The organism is Tenggerimyces flavus (assembly GCF_016907715.1).
In the GTDB taxonomy this organism is placed as follows: domain Bacteria; phylum Actinomycetota; class Actinomycetes; order Propionibacteriales; family Actinopolymorphaceae; genus Tenggerimyces; species Tenggerimyces flavus.
Genome location: NZ_JAFBCM010000001.1, coordinates 6290057 through 6308714, shown reverse-complemented (window position 1 = coordinate 6308714; position 18658 = coordinate 6290057). Strand labels below are relative to the sequence as shown.

14 protein-coding genes are annotated in these 18658 nt (G+C 68.4%); 9 read left to right on the top strand and 5 right to left on the bottom strand.

The features are described from left to right. The first annotated feature begins 19 nt into the window (after positions 1 to 19). Both JOD67_RS29605 and JOD67_RS29600 read left to right on the top strand, forming a co-directional pair. Positions 20 to 1840, top strand: coding sequence for an ABC transporter ATP-binding protein (locus JOD67_RS29605; protein WP_205120986.1), 1821 nt, complete (start codon positions 20 to 22; stop codon positions 1838 to 1840). Further along, positions 1833 to 3617: an ABC transporter ATP-binding protein gene (locus tag JOD67_RS29600; protein WP_205120985.1), complete on the top strand. Its 1785-nt coding sequence runs from the start codon at positions 1833 to 1835 to the stop codon at positions 3615 to 3617. Before JOD67_RS29605 ends, JOD67_RS29600 begins: the two co-directional genes overlap by 8 nt. On the opposite strand, the gene JOD67_RS29595 is transcribed toward JOD67_RS29600, so the two are convergent. After that, on the bottom strand, positions 3608 to 4054 hold the full coding sequence (locus JOD67_RS29595) for a MaoC family dehydratase (protein WP_205120984.1): 447 nt from the start codon (positions 4052 to 4054) through the stop codon (positions 3608 to 3610). The two genes, JOD67_RS29600 and JOD67_RS29595, sit on opposite strands and share 10 nt — an antisense overlap. 267 nt (positions 4055 to 4321) lie before the next feature. Beyond that, positions 4322 to 6151 (bottom strand): dihydroxy-acid dehydratase, encoded by a 1830-nt coding sequence (ilvD, locus tag JOD67_RS29590; protein ID WP_205120983.1) that lies wholly within the window; start codon positions 6149 to 6151, stop codon positions 4322 to 4324. Positions 6152 to 6228: 77 nt separating this feature from the next. On the opposite strand from ilvD, the gene JOD67_RS29585 reads away from it, so the two are divergent. The 5 genes from JOD67_RS29585 to JOD67_RS29565 all read left to right on the top strand — a co-directional run bounded on the left by JOD67_RS29585 (position 6229) and on the right by JOD67_RS29565 (position 9756). After that, the gene (locus JOD67_RS29585) at positions 6229 to 7050 is read left to right on the top strand and encodes a helix-turn-helix transcriptional regulator (RefSeq protein ID WP_205120982.1); all 822 of its coding nucleotides are present in this window, start codon (positions 6229 to 6231) and stop codon (positions 7048 to 7050) included. 61 nt (positions 7051 to 7111) lie between these two features. Continuing rightward, positions 7112 to 8104: a Gfo/Idh/MocA family protein gene (locus JOD67_RS29580; RefSeq protein ID WP_205120981.1), complete on the top strand. Its 993-nt coding sequence runs from the start codon at positions 7112 to 7114 to the stop codon at positions 8102 to 8104. Beyond that, positions 8101 to 8856 (top strand): sugar phosphate isomerase/epimerase family protein, encoded by a 756-nt coding sequence (locus JOD67_RS29575; RefSeq protein ID WP_205120980.1) that lies wholly within the window; start codon positions 8101 to 8103, stop codon positions 8854 to 8856. The genes JOD67_RS29580 and JOD67_RS29575 overlap by 4 nt, the downstream gene beginning before the upstream one ends. A gap of 61 nt (positions 8857 to 8917) precedes the next feature. Beyond that, complete coding sequence (locus JOD67_RS29570) at positions 8918 to 9283, top strand: ArsR/SmtB family transcription factor (protein ID WP_205120979.1); 366 nt, start codon at positions 8918 to 8920, stop codon at positions 9281 to 9283. Then, complete coding sequence (locus tag JOD67_RS29565; RefSeq protein ID WP_205120978.1) at positions 9280 to 9756, top strand: SRPBCC family protein; 477 nt, start codon at positions 9280 to 9282, stop codon at positions 9754 to 9756. The genes JOD67_RS29570 and JOD67_RS29565 overlap by 4 nt, the downstream gene beginning before the upstream one ends. On the opposite strand, the gene pdxR is transcribed toward JOD67_RS29565, so the two are convergent. Continuing rightward, positions 9753 to 11165 carry a MocR-like pyridoxine biosynthesis transcription factor PdxR gene (gene pdxR, locus JOD67_RS29560; protein WP_205120977.1) on the bottom strand — a complete coding sequence of 471 codons (1413 nt, stop codon included), beginning with the start codon at positions 11163 to 11165 and terminating at the stop codon, positions 9753 to 9755. The genes JOD67_RS29565 and pdxR overlap by 4 nt on opposite strands. A gap of 74 nt (positions 11166 to 11239) precedes the next feature. Here pdxR and JOD67_RS29555 point away from each other — a divergent pair, with 74 nt between their 5' ends. Both JOD67_RS29555 and JOD67_RS29550 read left to right on the top strand, forming a co-directional pair. Beyond that, positions 11240 to 12601: an FAD-binding oxidoreductase gene (locus tag JOD67_RS29555; RefSeq protein ID WP_239554098.1), complete on the top strand. Its 1362-nt coding sequence runs from the start codon at positions 11240 to 11242 to the stop codon at positions 12599 to 12601. Positions 12602 to 12604: 3 nt separating this feature from the next. After that, a complete protein-coding gene (locus tag JOD67_RS29550) occupies positions 12605 to 13144 on the top strand; it encodes a dihydrofolate reductase family protein (protein WP_205120976.1) in 540 nt (179 codons plus the stop codon). Between the two features lie 67 nt (positions 13145 to 13211). Here JOD67_RS29550 and JOD67_RS29545 read toward each other — a convergent pair whose 3' ends face one another. Beyond that, the gene (locus JOD67_RS29545; protein ID WP_205120975.1) at positions 13212 to 16673 is read right to left on the bottom strand and encodes an alginate lyase family protein; all 3462 of its coding nucleotides are present in this window, start codon (positions 16671 to 16673) and stop codon (positions 13212 to 13214) included. 176 nt (positions 16674 to 16849) lie between these two features. Further along, complete coding sequence (locus tag JOD67_RS29540) at positions 16850 to 18625, bottom strand: glycoside hydrolase family 9 protein (RefSeq protein ID WP_205120974.1); 1776 nt, start codon at positions 18623 to 18625, stop codon at positions 16850 to 16852. Between the last annotated feature and the right edge of the window lie 33 nt (positions 18626 to 18658).

The following is an 18658-nucleotide window of genomic DNA, read 5'->3' as shown; positions in this document are numbered from 1 at the left end:
GGCGTACGGTCAGGTCGCGATGTTCACTCTCCTTCGGTACATGTTCCGGATCGCGCCCGCGAGTGCCGCGGCGTCGCTGGGGCTCGCGGTCACGTCGTCGGTGGTCAGCGTCCTGCTGACGTACCTGGTCGGCCAGGTCGTCGGCGCGGTGCCCGGCGTGATCGCGAACGAGCCCGGGGCGTTGACGATGGGCGCGTTCAGCGTGTTGCTGACCGCGCTGTTCGTGGCGTTCCTGGTCGAGAGCGTGATGCCGTCGCTCGACCAGATGATCGGGCTCAACCTCGACAACCACGTCCACCGCGCGCTCGCCATCGGCATCACCGAGCCGGTGCTGGTCCCGCGCCGCATCGCGCACCTGGAAGATCCCGAGATCAAGGACATCCAGGAACGCGCGAAGGGCAAGGCCGGCTTCCAGGTGGGCCGAGGGATCCGCAACGTACGTTGGCTTCTCTCCAGCCGTCTCACGCTGCTCGGGTCGGCCGCGCTCGTCGGCCAGATGTTCTCCTGGCCGATCGCGATCGGGCTCGTCGTCGTCACGCTGATCATGGAGTACTACCGCGCGATGACCTGCGAGCGCGAGATCGACTCGTGGTGGGGCAACACCGAGGGCCAGCGGCAGGCCGAGTACGCGTTCAACCTCGGCATGAAGGACGCGCCGAAGGAGATCCGCGTCTTCGGGCTCGGCCAGTACCTGCTCGATCGCTACGTCGCGAAGTGGACCGAGGCGTTCCGGCCGGTGTGGCAGGCGCGGCGGCGCGGGGTGGTCGCGGCGATCGGGATCGGCGTGTTCCACCTCGCCGCGCAGGCCGGCGCGATCCTGTGGCTCGGCCGCTCGGCGCTGGCCGGTGAGCTGCCGCTGACCCAGGTCGCGACAGCGGTCCCGGCGATCCTCGCGGTCGGCATGTCGTACAACGGCTGGGCCGTGATGATGATCCGGCGCGGGTTGTCGGCATACCAGTCGATGGAGCTGCTGCCGAAGATCATCGCCGAGCGCTATCCCGAGCCGGCTCCCGACGCCAGGGCGAGGCAGAACGAACTGCCCCGCAAGGCGATTCGCTTCGAGAACGTCAGCTTCCGCTACCCGGGCGCGGACCACGACGTGCTCAGCAACCTCGACCTGGAGATCCGTGCCGGCGAGGCGCTCGCCCTGGTGGGCGTGAACGGCGCGGGCAAGTCGACCCTGGTCAAGCTGCTCGGCGGGGCGTATCTCCCGACCAGCGGGCGGATCACGATCGACGGCGTCGACCTCGCCACGCTCGATCTGGAGGCGTGGCAGCGCCGGGTGGCCGCGATCGTGCAGGACTTCCTGCGCTTTCCGCTGCCGGCGACCGACAACGTCGTCCTCGGCGCGGTCGAGCACGCGGAGGACCTTCCGGACGCGTTCGACGAGGCCGTGCGGGAGGCGGGCATCGGCGAGGTCGTCGAGGCCCTTCCGGCCAAGTGGGACACGATTCTCGACAAGACGTACGAGGGCGGCGTCGACCTGTCCGGCGGTGAGTGGCAGCGGCTCGCGCTCGCTCGCGCGCTGTTCGCCGTTCATGCCGGTGCGAGTGTGCTCGTCCTCGACGAACCGGCCGCGGCGCTCGACGTACGAGCCGAGGCGCGGCTGGTCGAGCGCTACCTCGACCTGACCTCCGGCGTGACCTCGTTGATCATCTCGCACCGGTTCTCGGTGGTCCGCGACGCGCACCGGATCTGCGTCCTCGACGACGGCCGGATCGTGGAGTCGGGCACGCACGACGAGCTGTTGGCGCAGAACGGGCGGTACGCGACGATGTTCCGGCTGCAGGCCGAGCGATACGTGACCGGTGACGAGGAACTGGAGCCGGTCGATGGGTAGGGCGTGGCGGATCCTGCGGCTCTGGCTCGGCACCGCGTTCCGGGCCGCGCCGTTGCTGATGGGTGTGTCGTGCCTGCTCGTCGCCGTGCAGTCGGTGACGTCGCCGATGCAGACGTACGGCGTCAAGCTGCTCGTCGACGGCCTCACCGGGACCGTGAAGACGCCGATCACGTGGGGGATCGGCGTGATCGTGCTCGGCTTCGCGGTGTCGTTCGTCTCGATGGTGCTGGCCGATCCGTTGCGCGACACCGCGCAGGAACGGGTGGCGCGGCAGGTGCACGCCGATCTGCTCAAGGTGACCGCCGGAATTCCCGGGATCATGCACCACGAACGGGCCGACGTCTCCGACCGGCTCGAGCTGATCCGCGAGAACTCCTGGCGGCTCGGCATCGGCGCGGAGGTCCTGCTGTACGCGGTGGGGTCGGTGGCCAACACCGCAACGGTGCTGGCGCTGCTGACGTCGATCCATCCGGTGTTGCTGGTGCTGCCGATCCTCGGCGCCGCGCGGATCTGGTCGGCGTACATGAGCGGCCGGGCCGACCAGACCGCGTGGGAAAAGACCATGCACCAGGAGCGGCTGACGGATCGGTTGGCCGAGATCGCGAAGGATCCGCGGAATGCCTTGGAGCTCAGGGTTTTCGGCATCACGCGGAACCTGGTCGCGCGGATGATCAAGCTGCAGGACGACCGGTATCGGGTCCTGTTTCGCGCGACGCGGTGGGGTGTGCTGGTCGACGGCGGGGTGCGGCTCGGGTTCGGTGCGGCGTACATCGCGGCGGTGATCTGGGTGGTGTGGCGGGCGCGTCAGGGCCAGGCGAGTGCTGGCGATGTCGTTCTGCTGTTGCTGATCGCGCCGCAGATCGACCAGATGACCGGTGGGATCGCGCAGAACGTCTACTGGGTGGGCGAGGTCGTGCGTTCGTTCGCTCGGTACGAGTGGTTGCGGGAGTACGCGTCCGAGCACGCTTGGGCGGAGGTTTCGTCGTCCGCGCCCGTACGCCTCTCGTCGGGGATCGAGCTGCGGGATGTGTCGTTCGCCTATCCGGGCTCGGACGGATCCGTGCTGTCCGATGTCAACCTGACCTTGCCAGCCGGGTCGACGGTGGCGCTGGTGGGGGAGAACGGGGCGGGCAAGACGACGTTGGTGAAGGTGCTCGCGCGCCTCTACGACCCGTCGGCCGGCGCGGTGCTCGTGGACGGTGTCGACCTGCGCACGATGCCGGCGGAGGAGTGGCGGCTGCGGATGTCGGCGGGCTTCCAGGACTTCGTGAAGTTCGAGTTCACGGCACGGGAGACTGTCGCGATCGGCGATCTGTCGCGGCTGTCCGACGAAGCGGCTCTGGCGTCGGCGCTCCGCCGGGGCGACGCGGAGTCGGTGGTGTCGCGGTTGCCGCGGGGCCTGGACACCCAGCTGGGCAAGCGATTCAGCGACGGCGTCGAGCTGTCGGGCGGCCAGTGGCAGCGCCTGGCTCTGGCCCGGGCGTTCATGCGCGAACGTCCGTTGCTGATGCTGTTGGACGAACCGACGGCGGCGCTCGACCCGGAGGCGGAGCACGCCCTCTTCGAACAGTTCGCCGCCTCCTCCCGCGACGCCGCCCGCTCCACCGGCGGCGTCACCGTGCTGGTGTCGCACCGCTTCTCGACCGTCCGGATGGCCGACCTGATCGTCGTGCTGGACAAGGGCCGGGTGATCGAGGTCGGCAGCCACTCTGAACTGGTCGCGATGGGCGGCCACTACGCCGAGCTCTTCGAGCTCCAGGCCCGCGCTTATCGATAGAGGACGACGGCCTCGGCGACGCAGGCGGGGCGGTCGGTGTCGCGTACGGCGATGGAGACGGCGAACGTCGCCTCCACTCCCGCGGGCTTCTGCTTCGCGTCGGCCAGCGTGATCGATGCCTGGACCTGGCTGCCGACGGGGACTGGCGCGGGGAAGCGGACCTTGTTGAGGCCGTAGTTCACGACCGCCTCGATCTGCTCGATCACCACGAGCTCGGCGAGGAACTTCGGGATCAGCGCCAGCGTCAGGAAGCCGTGCACCACGGTGCGGCCGAACGGTCCCGACGCCGCGCGGGCGGGATCGGTGTGGATCCACTGGTGGTCGTGCGTCGCGTCGGCGAACAACTCCACCTCGGCCTGCGTGATCGGATGCCACGCGGTCTCGCCGAACGAGGAGCCGACGTACGAGAGCAGGTCAGTGGGCACACGGATGCTCATACGCAGAGTCTCCCGCGAGCGCTCGCTCAACGCCCGTGATCATGAAGCCGAACTGGTCGTATACGACGGGTTCCCCTTCATGATCACGTACATGATCACGGGCAGGTGGCGGAGGTTGGGGTGAGGGGCGCCCCGGTCCCATAGGTTCGGACGGGGGTGCCCCCGACCCAACCAGATCCGCCGCACCAGCGCCCCTCGACACCAGCCCCCGTCGCCACGTTTGAATGAAGGGCACCTTCAGTCAATAGGTTCGAATGAAGGTGCCCTTCATTCGAAACCCGGGACCTCGCGGACGGCGCCGCGGTCGGCGGAGGTGGCGAGGGTGGCGTAGGCGCGGAGGGCGGTGGACACGGGGCGGGAGCGGTTCGCTGGGCGGTACGTGCTGGTCCGCGCGGCCAGGACCTCGGCCGGCACGTCCAGCTCCAGCCGGCGGCCGGGGATGTCGATGACGATGCGGTCGCCGTTCTTCACCAGGGCGATCAACCCGCCGGCGGCGGCCTCGGGCGAGACGTGGCCGATGGACAGGCCGGACGAGCCTCCCGAGAAGCGCCCATCGGTCACCAGCGCGCACGACGACGCCAGGCCGCGGCCCTTGAGGAACGCCGTCGGGTACAGCATCTCCTGCATCCCCGGCCCACCCCGCGGACCCTCGTACCGCACGACCACCACGTCGCCGGCACGGACGCGACCGCCGAGGATCGCGGCGGAAGCGTCCTCCTGCGACTCGACCACCACGGCCGGGCCGGCGAACGTCAGCAACGAAGCGTCCACGCCCGCCGTCTTCACCACCGCTCCGTCCGGCGCGAGGTTCCCGAACAACACGGCCAGCCCGCCGTCCGGCGAGTACGCATGCGCCACCGAACGGATGCACCCCGAAGCAGAGTCCAGATCCAGCGACGACCACCGTTCCGACTGCGAGAACGCCGAAGCCGACCGCACACACCCCGGCGCCGCGTGGAAGAGCGACACCGCCGAAGCTGACGGCGACCCACCCCGCACGTCCCACTCCTTCAACCATGCCGACAGAGACGGAGCGTGCACCGCGTGCACCGACTCGTGCAACAACCCCGCCCGAGCCAGTTCCCCAAGCAGGGCAGGGATTCCACCCGCCCGGTGCACGTCCTCCATCAGGTACGCACCGTTCGGCGCCACCTTGCACAAGCACGGCACAGATCGCGATAACGCGTCGATGCGAGCGAGCGTGTAAGGCAGCTCCGCCTCGTGCGCCGCCGCCAACAGGTGCAGGATCGTGTTCGTCGACCCGCCCATCGCGAGGTCCAGTGCCATCGCGTTGTCGAACGCCTCCCGGCTCGCGATCGCACGAGGCAGCACCGACGGGTCGTCCTCGGCGTAGTACCGCAAGGCCAGCGAGACGACCGTGCGCCCCGCCGCCTCGTACAAGGAACGCCGAGAAGTGTGCGTCGCCAACAGAGAACCGTTCCCCGGCAACGCCAGCCCCAACGCCTCCACCAGGCAGTTCATCGAGTTCGCCGTGAACATCCCCGAGCACGATCCGCAGGTCGGACAAGCCGCCTCCTCGATCGACGCCAGGTCCTCGTCCGACACGGACGGCGAGGCCGACGAGGACATCGCCGAGATCAGGTTGAGCCGCGTACGTACCGACCCGTCGACCAGTACGGCTCGCCCGCCCTCCATCGGCCCACCCGACACGAACACCGTCGGGACGTTCAGCCGCAGCGCCGCCATCAGCATCCCCGGCGTGATCTTGTCGCAGTTCGAGATGCACACCAGCGCGTCCGCGCAGTGCGCGTTGACCATGTACTCCACCGAGTCCGCGATCAGCTCCCGCGACGGCAGCGAGTACAGCATCCCGCCGTGCCCCATCGCGATCCCGTCGTCGACCGCGATCGTGTTGAACTCGCGCGGGATCCCACCGGCGGCCGACACCGCGGCCGAGACGATCCGCCCGACCGGGGCCAGGTGCGTGTGACCGGGAACGAACTCGGTGAAGCTGTTCGCCACCGCGACGATCGGCTTGCCGAAGTCCTCGCGGGCGACGCCGGCGGCGCGCAGCAGCGCACGGGCGCCGGCCATGTTGCGGCCGTGCGTGACGGTATGAGAACGCAGCTCGGGCATAGTCAAAGCCTCACCGCACGAAGCGCAGCTGCGAAGACGGCGCCACTTCTAGTAGTGGCACTACTAGCATCGACACCATGACCAGGCAGGAGCTCGGCGACTTCTTCCGCGCGCGGCGGACCCGGCTCGACCGCGCCGACCTCGGCCTGCCGCAGCTCAGCCGCCGGTCCACACAGGGGCTCAGACGCGAGGAGGTCGCCTACCTCTCCGGCGTCAGCGTCACCTGGTACACCTGGCTCGAGCAGGGCCGTGACATCAACCCGTCCCGCCAGGTCCTCGACGCGCTCGCCAGGACGCTCCGGCTGACGAGCACCGAGCATGCGTACGTCCTCTCGCTCGCCGGCTTCTCCGCACCCCAGCCCGCCCAAGCTCCACCGCACGAGGCCACGGCACCGCCGCACGTCCAGCGCCTGCTCGACGCCCTCGCCGGCGAACCCGCGTACGCGCTCGCGCCCGACTGGCAGGTCGTCGGCTGGAACGCCGCGTACGCCGCCCTCTATCCGAACGTCGCCCAGGTGTCGAACGAGGACCGCAACCTGCTCTGGCTCGTGTTCACCGACCCGTACGTCCGCGACCTGCTGCCCGACTGGGACGTCACCAGCCACCGGTTCCTCGCCGAGTTCCGCGCCGAAGCCGGACCGCGACTGGGGGAGTTCGGCTACCTCGTCGACCGGCTGAACAAAGCGAGCGAGGCGTTCGCCGAAGGCTGGGAACGCCACGACATCGAGGGATTCACCTCCCGCGAACGTCTCTTCCACCACCCCGACGTCGGCGACCTGCGCCTGGAGCACCACCGGTTGGTGCCGTCGGACCATCCCGAGCTCAGGCTGGTGATCTACACACCCGTCAGCGGGACCCCGACCGCGGAGCGGTTGGCTCGGCTGCTGACGCGACGATAGTGAGCCAATGTGCGCGGATTGGCCCTTGGTCTCCCGAACGCGCCGGGGAATGCTGGCAGGCATGACCGTGCACAAGCTCGCGATGGTCGGCTGCGGCGGCGTCACCGCGATGCACTACGACGGCTACACCGCCCATCCCGAACGGATCCAGCTCGTCGCCGCCTGCGACCCCGTGGCCGAGCGACGCGACTGGGCGCAACAGACGTACGGCGTCGCGAGCGTCCACGAGACGCTCGACGCGATGATCGACGCCGTCGACTGGGACGTCGCGGTCGTCTGCACGCCGACGAGCATCCGCCGCGAAATGGTCGAGCAGCTGGCCGCGGCCGGCAAGCACCTGATGGTCGAGAAACCGCTTGCGGACACGTACGCCGAGGCCAAGACCCTGGTCGACATCTGCGCCAAGGCGAACGTCAAACTCGCTGTCAACCAGAACTTCCGCGAGCACTACGGCTTCCACCTCGCTCGCGACCTCGTCGCCGAGGGACGGCTCGGCAAGGTCCTCGGGATCGTCCACGAGGACCTGATGTTCCGCCAGGACAAGGGGTGGCGGAGGGAGGCCGAACGGCACGCGCTCTCGGTGATGGGCGTGCACTGGCTCGACGGCTTCCGCTTCCTGCTCGGCCGCGAGGCCAGCTGGGTCTGGTGTCGTACGGCATCGTCGCCCGCGATCGACGCGACGGGTGAGACCGAGGCGTTCACCCACCTGCTGTTCGACGACATCCCCGTCACCTACACCGAGAGCTTCTCCAGCCGGATCAGGCGTACGGACACCGTCGTCCTCGGCGCGCTGGCGACGCTGCGGCTCGGTAGCGAAGGCGTCCAGCTGACCGACGACGCCGGCACGACGAGCCATCAGAACCCCTATGCGGGCAAGGGGAAACCCGAGTCCACCTACCGCTGTCTCGACCAGCTTCTGCAAGCGCTCGACGACGGCAAGGAACCAGCGAACAGCGGCGAGGACAACCTCCGCACGATCGCGCTCCTCGACGCCGCGTACGCCTCCGCGAAGGCCGGCGAACCCGTCACGCTCACCGAAGGACTGCCCCGATGAAGCTCGCGTTCTCCAAGCCCACGAACGGTCTCGACGAGCAGCGCCTAATGTTCGACCGGTTCCGCCAAGCCGGGTACGAAGGCCTGCAGCTCAAGGGCGGCCAGTACGCGGCCCACCTCGACGACCCGAGCGCGTTCCAGAACGAGTGGGGCGACGACCAAGCCCTCACGACCGCCCTGATCACCGGCGGCACGCTCGACCAGAGCGGCCTCGCGCAGCTCCGCGACACGATCGCGTTCGCCCAAGCCGTGAAGGCCGAACGGCTCGTCTTCTGCCACGGTCTCAGCCGGATCGGGCTCGCCGACGAGGACATCGCCGGCTTCGCGAAGACGCTCTCACAGGTCGGCCGCGAGGCCGCCGACCAGGGAGTCGCGCTCTCCCTGCACCATCACTTCGACCAGCCGGTCATGCATCGGCACGACTTCGACGTGTTCTTCGACGCCGCCGACCACGACGCCGTGCACCTCACCGTCGACACCGCGCACCTGGTGAAGTCCGGCATCACCGACGTCGCCGGCCTGGTCAGGGACTTCGCGAACGTGATCGACAACCTCCACCTCAAGGACTTCGCCGACGGCCAGTGGCGCCTCCTCGGCGAAGGCACGATCGACTTCCCGGCGCTCTTCGAAGCGCTCCAGGACACCGGGTACGACGGCTGGCTCTGCGTCGACGAGGAGACCAGCACCGAGCTCACCGAGGCGATGGACCGCTCGCGAGCAGCCCTGAGCAGCCTTCTTCAACCAAGAGGTTGACAACGCCCTGACGTCGGCCTAGATTCGTACTCAACCAAAGGGTTGAGGACGAGGAGAGGTCATGACGGAGGACAGGCTGTCGAAGGTGTTCGCGGCACTCGCGGACCCGACGAGGCGCGACATCGTCGCACGGCTGTCCCTCAGGGATGCCACGGTGGGCGAGCTCGCCGAGCCGTACGACGTGTCCGTTCAGGCGGTCTCCAAGCACCTCAAGGTCCTCACCGATGCGGGTCTCGTCAGCCAGACGAGGGACGCGCAACGAAGACCCTGCCATCTCGAGGCGGAGGTGTTCGACCTGATGACCAAGTGGATCGAGCGGTATCGCGTGCAGGCCGAAGAGCGGTTCCGCCGCCTGGACGCCCTGCTCGCGGCCCAGGACGCCCAAGAGACCGAAGACCAGGACAGACACAGAGGAGCAGCATCATGAACGCCACCACCAAGAACGAGGCGACGATCGAGGCCGACCCCAAGGTCCCCACCGTCAAGATCGTCCGCGAGTTCGACGCCACCCCCGACCGCGTGTTCAACGCGTGGGTCGACCCCGAGCTGATCGTTCAGTGGCTCGGCCCGAACGGCACCGAGATGAACCTCGACCGGTGGGACGCCAAGACCGGCGGCGGCTGGAAGTACCACGAGGGTGGCGGGGAGAGTTTCTACGGCTCGTTCCACGAGATCCGCCAGAACGAGCGCATCGTGCAGACGTTCACCTGGGCGGGCTACCCGGACGGCGTCGCGCTCGAGACGATCACGTTCGAGCCGCTCGACGGTGGGCGGTGCCGGGTCACGACGCTGAGCGTCGTCGACACGTTCGAAGGCCGCGACATGATCGTCTCCAGCGGCATGGAGGTCGGCGTGATCGAGGGCTACCAGCGCCTCGACGCCCTCCTCGCCCAGTCCTAGTCAGCCAGCGCGGCGATGACCGAGCCGAGGATCTTCACTCCCTCGGTCATCGCCGCCTCGGTCTGCCCGCCGTACCCGAAGATCAGCCCGCCGCGGCCCTTCGACGACAGCCGGTACGTGCCGATCCCGTCGATCTTGACGTCCTGCGCCCGCGCCTCGGTGACCACCGCGGTCTCGTCGACCGTGTCGGGCAGCCACGCGATCAGGTGCAGGCCGGCGGCAACGCCCGCGGGCTCGAGCATCGGGCAGTACGTCGACAGCGCTTCCAACAGCACGTCGCGCCGACGCCGGTACGCCGGCCGCATCCGCCGCAGGTGCCGGTCGAACTCGCCCCTCGCGAGGAAGTCGGCGAACACCAGCTGCTCGGTCGTCGGCGTTCCCCGGTCCGCCGTCACCTTGGCCTCGGCGACGAGGTCGACGAGGTTCTGCGGCAGCACCATCCAGCCGAGCCGAAGCCCGGGGGCGAGCGTCTTGCTCGCGGTCCCCATGTACATGACGAGCTCCGGTGCGAGGCCGTGCATCGAGCCGATCGGCGCCCGGTCGTACCGGAACTCCGCGTCGTAGTCGTCCTCGATCACCAGCGCGCCGCGATCGGCGGCCCACCCGAGGACGGCGGCTCGCGACTCAGGCGGAAGCACGCCGCCGGTCGGCCACTGGTGCGACGGCGTGAGCACGACCGCGTTGGCTGCGGTCCGGGCGAGAACGTCGACGCGGATGCCGTCCTCGTCGACGGGGACGCCCACCACCTCCAGGCCCAGCGCGCGGGCCGCGGGCACCGCGTCGTCGTCGGACGTCGGGTCCTCGACCGCGATCCGCTTCGCGCCCATCCACTTCAGCACCTGGAACAGCAACGCGATGCCCTGCGTGTAACCGTTGCAGACCACGATGTTGTCCGGGTGCGCGTTCGTACCGCGGACCCGGTTGAGGTGCTCGGCGAGCGCCACCCGCAGCTGGGGCACGCCGCGGCCGGGGAGGTAGCCGAGCAGCTCGCTCGGCGTCTCGTTGAACACCCGCCGGACCGACCGCACCCAGGCCGCCCGCGGGAAGCGCGACACGTCCGGGCGGCAGCTGGAGAAGTCGATGCTCGCCTCGTTCGTCGGCTCCGCGCGGGGCGTCGCGGGCTCCGGCTGGGGACCGACCGCCACGCGCGTGTAGCCGCCCGACCGGCTGGTGAGGTAGCCCTCGGCGACGAGGATCTGGTACGCCTCGACCACCACGCCGCGGGAGACGTCGAGCGTCGCCGCGAGCTGGCGCGTCGGCGGTAGCGCCATGCCAAGGCGGAGCCGGCGGGCCTGGATGCCGGCGCGGATCGCGGCGGCGATCTGCCGGTGCAGGGGATCGTTGACGTCCCGCCGGAGCTCGATGAGCAGGTCTCCGGTCGGGCGGGAATTGGTCCTCGAATCGGCCATCGGATTGGACCTTATCCTGCGGACCGATTCTCTGGGAGGCTCATGCCGCCGAGAAGTCATGGGAGGGGTTTGCGTTGACCGCTGGAGTGAGCGACATCCAGGGACGTTTCGAGGGCGGGCTGCTGCTGCCCGGCGACGACGGCTACGAGGCCTCCCGGACGGTCTGGAACGCGATGGTGGACCGGCGGCCGCGGATGATCGCGCGCTGCACGAGCGTCGCCGACGTGGTGGCGGCCGTACGGACGGCCCGCGAGCTCGGGCTCGAGATCGGCGTACGGTGCGGCGGGCACAGCGTGCTTGGCCTGTCCGTGCCCGAGGACGGCTTCATGATCGACCTGACGCCGTACGGAGCGGTGCGCGTCGACCCGAAGACCAAGCGCGCGTGGGTGCAGGGCGGAGCGCTGCTCGGTGCTCTCGACGCGGCGTCGCAGCCTTACGGTCTCGCGACGACCGCCGGCAACGTGTCGCACACCGGCGTCGGCGGGCTCACGCTCGGCGGCGGGATGGGCTGGCTCGCGCGCCAGTACGGACTGTCCTGCGACAACGTCGTGTCGTACGAGGTCGTGACGGCCGCCGGCGACGTCGTACGCGCGAGCGCGGAGGAGAATCCCGAGCTGTACTGGGGACTTCGCGGTGGTGGCGGCAACTTCGGCATCGTCACCGAGTTCGAGTTCCAGCTGCACGAGACCGGGACGCAGAGCCTGCTCGTCGACCTCAGCTTCTCCTACGAGCAGGGCCTCGACGTGCTGCGCGGCTGGCGGGACCTGAACGCCGAGGCGCCGCGGCAGGCCACGTTCACCGCCGGCGTCTACAACACCGAGGACGGCGGTGCCCGGCTGGCGGTCGGGTACGTCTGGGTCGGCGATCCGGACGAGGGCCGCAAGCTGCTGCCTGGCCTGCAGGCGTTGGGCAAACCCGACTCCGAAGACGTCGTCGAACGCACCTACCTCGAGCTGCAGACGATGGACGACTCGCCGCAGGGACACGCGTCCCGGCGGTACTGGAAGGGCCACTACCTGCAGCGGTTCGACGACGAGACCATCCAGGCTTTCCTGTTGCGTGGCACGGACTCGGGCACGGGCGAGCTGCTGCCGAACGTAAGTCTGCAGGCGTACGGCGGCGCGATCGCCGAGGTGCCGGACGACGCGGCGGCGTTCTCCCAGCGGGCCACGCTGTTCGAGTTCGTGTCGTCGTCGCGCTGGACCGATCCCGCCGAGGACGCCGACCGGATGGCCGTCGCCCGCCGCACCGGCGCCGGGCTCGCCCCGTTCGCCAGCGGCGTGTACGTCAACGTGCTGTCCGACGAGGGTGTCGAGGGCGTACGCCGCGCGTACACGCCGGACAAGCTCGCGCGCCTCATCGCGCTGAAGGACACCTACGACCCGGACAACGTGTTCCACCTGAACCAGAACATCAAGCCCAGCAAGGAGAATTAATACATGCGCGTAGTGAACTCCACGTTCATCAGTCTCGATGGCGTGATCAACAAGATGGAGGCGTGGCACTTCGACTACATCTCCGACGAGACGTCCGAGATCACGCTCGACCAGCTCAAGGCGGCCGACGCGATGCTGATGGGGCGAACGACGTACGAGATCTACGCCGGCGCTTGGCCGAACCGGGACGGCGACTACCCGGAGCTGATCAACGCGGTTCCCAAGTACGTCGCCTCGACCACGTTGAAGGATCCCGAGTGGAACAACACCACCGTGATCGACGGCGACGTCGTGGAGTTCGTGCGCAAGCTCCGGGAGGCGCCGGGCGGCGACATCCTCATGCACGGCTTCGGCCCGGTCGCCGGTGAGCTGATGAAGAACGGTCTGCTCGACGTCCTTCACCTGTGGGTGCATCCCAAGCTCGCGGGGGTGGGGGAGTCGGGCGACCTGCTGCTCCGGCAAGGTGTCAACAACGCATTGACGCTGACGGGCAACCGCGCTTTGTCCAACGGCATCGTGATGTTGAGCTACGAAGCCGCGTGATCATGTACGTGATCGTGAAGGCTTAGCCGCGCTCTACGCCAGTTTCCCTTCATGATCACGTACATGATCACCGGAGGGTCTGCAGGCGTGCGTTGTCGAAGCGGGCTTGGGCACGACTGGTGGTGAAGCCGAAGCCACCACGGCTGAGCAGGGTGTCGCGGGCCGTCAGCTCCGGTGTCCCGTTGACCGAGAAGGTGAGCAGGCCGCGGTAGGAACGTGCGGTGAAGGCATAGGTGGTGCCGGTGGTCAGCGCGTACGCCTTCTCGGCCAGCACCGTCGGCGCCGCCTGTGCCGGTTGCCCGCTGACCACTCGTTCGATGCGCAGCCGTCGTTCGGTTCCGGTGTTGTGGACCACGAAACGGTAGCTGTCGTTCGTGCCCAAGGTGGTGGCGGTCAGGCCGACCCAGCCCGGCTGGTCGTCCCACGCGGTCACCTTGACGTTCGCTGTCGCGGTCACGTCGGTCAGATCGTTGGCACGCGAGCTGCTGAGCTGAGAGGCGTCCTCGTCCAGGCTGTCGGCGAACAGCTCGGAGTTGTTGATCAGGAAGTAGCCACGATCGACCTTCCAGGTGTCGCCATCGACGATCTCGGTGACCTTGAGATCGTCGAAGTAGGTGTCGGTCTTGTGGGTGCCGACACCGGCCGCGCCACCGAGGATCTGCCGGTCCTGGGCGCTCACCCGTTCGACGCCGTTGACGAAGAGCTTCAAGGTGTCGCCGCTCGCCACGGCCTTCATGGTGTACGTGGTGCCCAGGCTCATCGTGAACGGCGTCGACGCCAGGACCGTGGTGGTGCCGATGAACCTCTTGACGATGCGCAGCTCCGGCGCGCCACCGTTGCTGGTGTACTGGAACTCGTAGTGGTGCTGATCGTCTTGGTACCTGGCGAAAAGGCTTGCCCCATAGAACGTTCCGACCTTGGCGACGGGCGTCACCTTGGCTTCGACGAGCGAGTCGGTCCAGTCCGAGCTGGTGGTGAGGGCGCGGGCATTCTCCTGGGAGTAGGCGGACTGCCGGTACGCGTTGTCGCCGGCGTGGGGCGCCACCGCCCAGGTTCCGCTCTCGGGGCGCAGGCCGGTCGACCCGTTGGCATCGTCGAACGACCAGGTCTGGCTGTCCAGGCCACCGATGCCGAAGTCGTCGTTGATGACCGTCGTACCGGACGTGGGGATGGCAGGGGCCGCGATCGTGACGTAGTCACCGGATCTGGTGAACGTCGCCGCCGAGCCGTTGAGGCTGACCGTCGTCGCCGCGGGGGCGTAGAGAGTCACCGGTCCCGCCAGGGCGTCGCCGGCCGAGACCGCGAGCGTGCTGCCCTGGTAGGTCACCGCGAGGTCGCCCACCGGGACGGCCGACCTGATCAGGTCGATGGCGCCTTCGGTGAGCACGGACCCGCGGCCGAGCGAGGTGCTGACCAGGTTCCCAGCTCCGCTCTTCTCGACATAGGCGACCTCCCCGTTGAACGTGAAGCCACCGAAGGAGCGGGTGGTCGGGTTGGCTTCATGCGACAGGTAGAAGGTTCCGGTATTGCCGCCGTTCCCAGCATCCTTGGCGATCTGCAGGGCGGTGGCCGTCGTGGTGCCGACTCCGGTGGGGATCCGGCTGACGGTGACGTTGCGGTTGGCGCCGGCGGGCTCGGGGAAGAGGACCGTGTCGAACGAGGTCGTTCCAGCCACCGACTTGGTGTAGGCGAGGTACTGCGCGTCGTTCACGACATTCGGCTGGGGTGAGTAGTAGCCGTTGCGCACCGCGGCCGTGACGGTCGCCGGGTCGGCCGGCACGACCTTCAGATTGGCCTCTCCGCCGAAGCTGGTGCTGGCGCGCTTCGTCGTTCCGTTGACCGAGACCGTGGTCGGCGGGAAGTGCCAGAGCTGTTCGTAGGTGTTGGTGATGGTGCTTCCGGACATGAGGTCGGAGACGATCCAGAAGCCGGGCTTGACGAAGAAGATCTTGCGATCGTGACTGATCGGCGCGTAGTCGCGGTGGCGGCCGTGGAAGAAGTCGAAGCCATCGTTGGATCGCCAGCTCACCTGCTGGCGCCCGATGTTGGACTGCGGCGCGTTGTTGACTTCCACGGTGTTGTGCGCCTCTGTTTGCAGTCGCAACCACGGTCCCGGTCCGGTGGAGAGGTAGTCGTACACGCCGGGGTCGGCGACGAGTCGCTTGCCGTACGCGTACAGGCTGAGGCTCAGATCGTCCGGATGGTTGTGCGAGCCGGCGTAGGGCGTGTCGGAGTTCTCGACCATCAAGTAGTTGTCGTTGGCGGACCACCCGGTACGCATGACGGCGAAGCTGTTGGGATGCAGGACCGATCGCCTCGTGGGCGCCGTACCCTGCGCCCGTTTGCTACCCAGGTAGAGGAAGTCGGGCCGATCGAAGTACCCGGCGAAGTCCTTCAGGAGCTGCTCGCCACCGTAGTTGACCGAGGCGCTGTCTCCGAGCTGTGGTCCTTCCAGGTTGGGCAGGAGCAGGTCGGTCAGTACCTCGCCCGCGCGTTCCAGCCCCTCGGAGATCCCGGTCAGTACGGGGCGCCCGTTGAGCACGCCGAGATTCTTGATCTCGTTGGCGAGCGAGAGGGCGTAGAGGTGATAGCCCTCGGTCGGCTCGACGTTCATGCCGTCGCCCTTGAAGTTGTTCGCGAAATACTTGGCGGTCGCACCCTCGGACCGGGACCGCCAGTTGGCCGCGTCGGTGAACTCGGGCAGGTACACGCCGGCCTTGTAGAGGGAGCGGGCGATACTCATGTACCAGTTGTTCCCGCTGGTTCCCTCGATGGTGTAGTAGAGACGATTGCTCATCTGCCACAGGTGTTTGAGGACGGCGATGTTGGCGTCGGCGTCGAGTGAGGGATCGTTCTTGAACGCGTCGTACGCCGAGACCCAGGCAGCCAGCCGCTTGGCCATGTCGAGCCGATTGCTGCCGGCATGGGACGGTTCGGGACCGAGCCCGTCGTTGGTGTTGCCCTTGTCGGCGATCCATTCCATCGCGAAGGACCAGAACGCGTTGGCGTACTGCGTGCGCTTCGGATCGCCCGGCGAAAGGGCGTTGTAGGACGGGACGAGAATGTGGACCATCATGAAGTCCACGACGTAATAGTGAGCCGGCCCGAACTCGGTGGGCTTCGACGGATTCCAGTGGTAGTCCCAGTCGATGTCGCCGTTGAAGCTCTGCGTTTGGCCGAGGTCCGCGAACTCGAAGACGTAGTCGACCAGCTCGTCGGCCGTGGAGCTCATCGGACTCGTGAGGGGAGTGGTGCCCATCCCCGGCACGACCGGCGTGGTGCGGTTTCGGGAGTAGGCGAGAAGCGCGGTCTTCGCCGCTGGATAGTCGGCCTGCTGGACATGGGTGCGGACGGTCGCCAGACCGGGCTGGCTGAGATCGAGCTTGGCGAAGAAGGCCGCATCGGTCATGGTGCTCGGATCGGTATACGCCGGGGTGACTGACGGAGACGTGAACGCGGCGGTCGCCACGAGGAAGACGGCCAGCAGGGCGACGACGACAGCCCGCCTCAGCGAGGATCTACCGGTCATGACCGAAAGCTAGATGCCGCTTCACTGTGCGTCAAGACTCCGCGACCGATGCCGGTCGGAGGGATCCAGCCGAGGCGGCCTTGTCGGACGAGTCTCGGTCTAGAGCCCGAGACTCGTCCAACAACTCGCGGAGTGGCCGGCGGCACGCGGAGGGCTGGCGCGAGACCGCGTACCGGTCAGCGGCGGGCGGAGGGTGAGTCGGCGAAGAGTGCCATCCAGGCGAGCGGCGCGTTCCAGTTGATCGTGACCTCGTTCGTCGAGTACGAGTCGATGTGGTCGACGTAGCACTTCGCCGGCTTGCAGCCCTGCAGGAGTTCCTGCGCCTTCGGGTCCTCCAGCCGCGAGTTCGGGCCGCCCGCGAGGGCGCCGGCGGGCGGGTTCGGGTACGCGGCGTTGGCCTGGTTCGCCCAGAACCGGTGGTGCATGTTGTGGCTCGCCTGTTCCCCGTACCCGCTCACGTACGACTGGTTCAGCGCGTTCCGACCGAACAGGTAGTCCATCGACTCCAACGCCGCGTCGCGGTATTTCTGCTTGCCCGTAAGGTCGAACGCGGACGCGATGATGAACGCGCTGTTAGGGGTCGCCGACGCCGAGCCCCACGCGTAGTGCCCGTCGCGAGGCAGGTACGGGTTCGCGTACCCCTGGCTCTTCATATCGGCGACCAGCGCGTCCGCTCCGGCGACGACGCGGTCGCGTACGGCCCGCCACTCCGATCGCGAGAGCTGGTTGTGGAAACGCGCCAACGTCAGGTCGCCGAGCGCCGCGACCGAGCCCCAGTAGAAGCCCTCGCTGAGATCGGCCGGCTCGAGGTACGCCTTGTACGAGGCGCGCCCGGTCGTGGTGAACAGCTCGGCCGCCGCCCAGGAGAACTCGTCGGTGACGTCGCCGTCGCCGTACCCGCCTCCGCCGGTGCCGAGGTCCTGCGCGTACATCGCCGGATGCGCGACCGCGGCGGCCCAGGCCCGTTCGGCGGCGGTGCGGCACTTCGCCGCGAACGTGCCGTCGAGCTTCTTCCAGAGCCGGGCGCAACGAGCGGCGACCGCGGCGAGGTTCAGTGTCGCCGCCGTCGACGGCAGCTGCAGGTAGCGCGGCCGCGGGTCGAGGTCGGGCCGCATCGGGATGCCCGTCCACGCGTCGTCGTGCATCTTGTGGTGCGCCATCCCCGCCAGTGCCTGGCCCGCCGGTACCTGCATACGCAGCAGGAACTCGACCTCCCAGCGCGCCTCGTCGAGAACGTCGGAAATCCCGTTGCCCGCTTCGGGAATCCGCAACGTGCCGTCGGCGATCTCGGCCCGGCCGCCACCGGAGACGGTGACCGCGCGCTCGTACGCGTCGAGCACCTGCCACGCCGAGATGCCGCCGTTGACGACGTACTTGCCGTGGTCGCCGGCGTCGTACCAACCACCGCGGACGTCGAGGCTGTAGTCGCACGAACCCGGGTAGCAGGGCACGTTCGTGTCGCCCTGGTTGGGCGCGACGCCGAGGTGTCCGGCGGGCCGCGCGTACTGGGCGCCGACGTACGCCGCGTCGATCTCGATGCCGCTGCGGTTGTGGTAGAAGTACGCGAACGCGTCCTCGCGCAGCTGCTCGTACGGCCGCTTCGCGATGTCGAACGGGAAGCTCGCGACACCTCCGACCACCAGTCGGTAGCGCTCGCCCACGCGGGTCGCGCGCGAGAAGTCGACGAGGTGGACGTGGTCGCCGGAGAACTCGTCGAGCCCGTACACCTTGGTCTTCCCGTGCGCCACGACCTTGCCGGCCGAGGTCGTCAGCTGCCAGGAGAGCGGCGTGGTCGAGTCGGTGACCACGGTCGCGTGCTTCGGGCCGTTCCACTGGTACGCGTGCTGGTTGACGCGGACGGCGACATCGGCGGCGGCACTCGGCCCGCCGGTGAGGGTGAGGCTCGCGACAACGGCGAGCACGACGCTGAGAACGCGGGAGATCGACGCCATGGCGGTACGCCCTTCGAGGCGACGGCTGGGAGC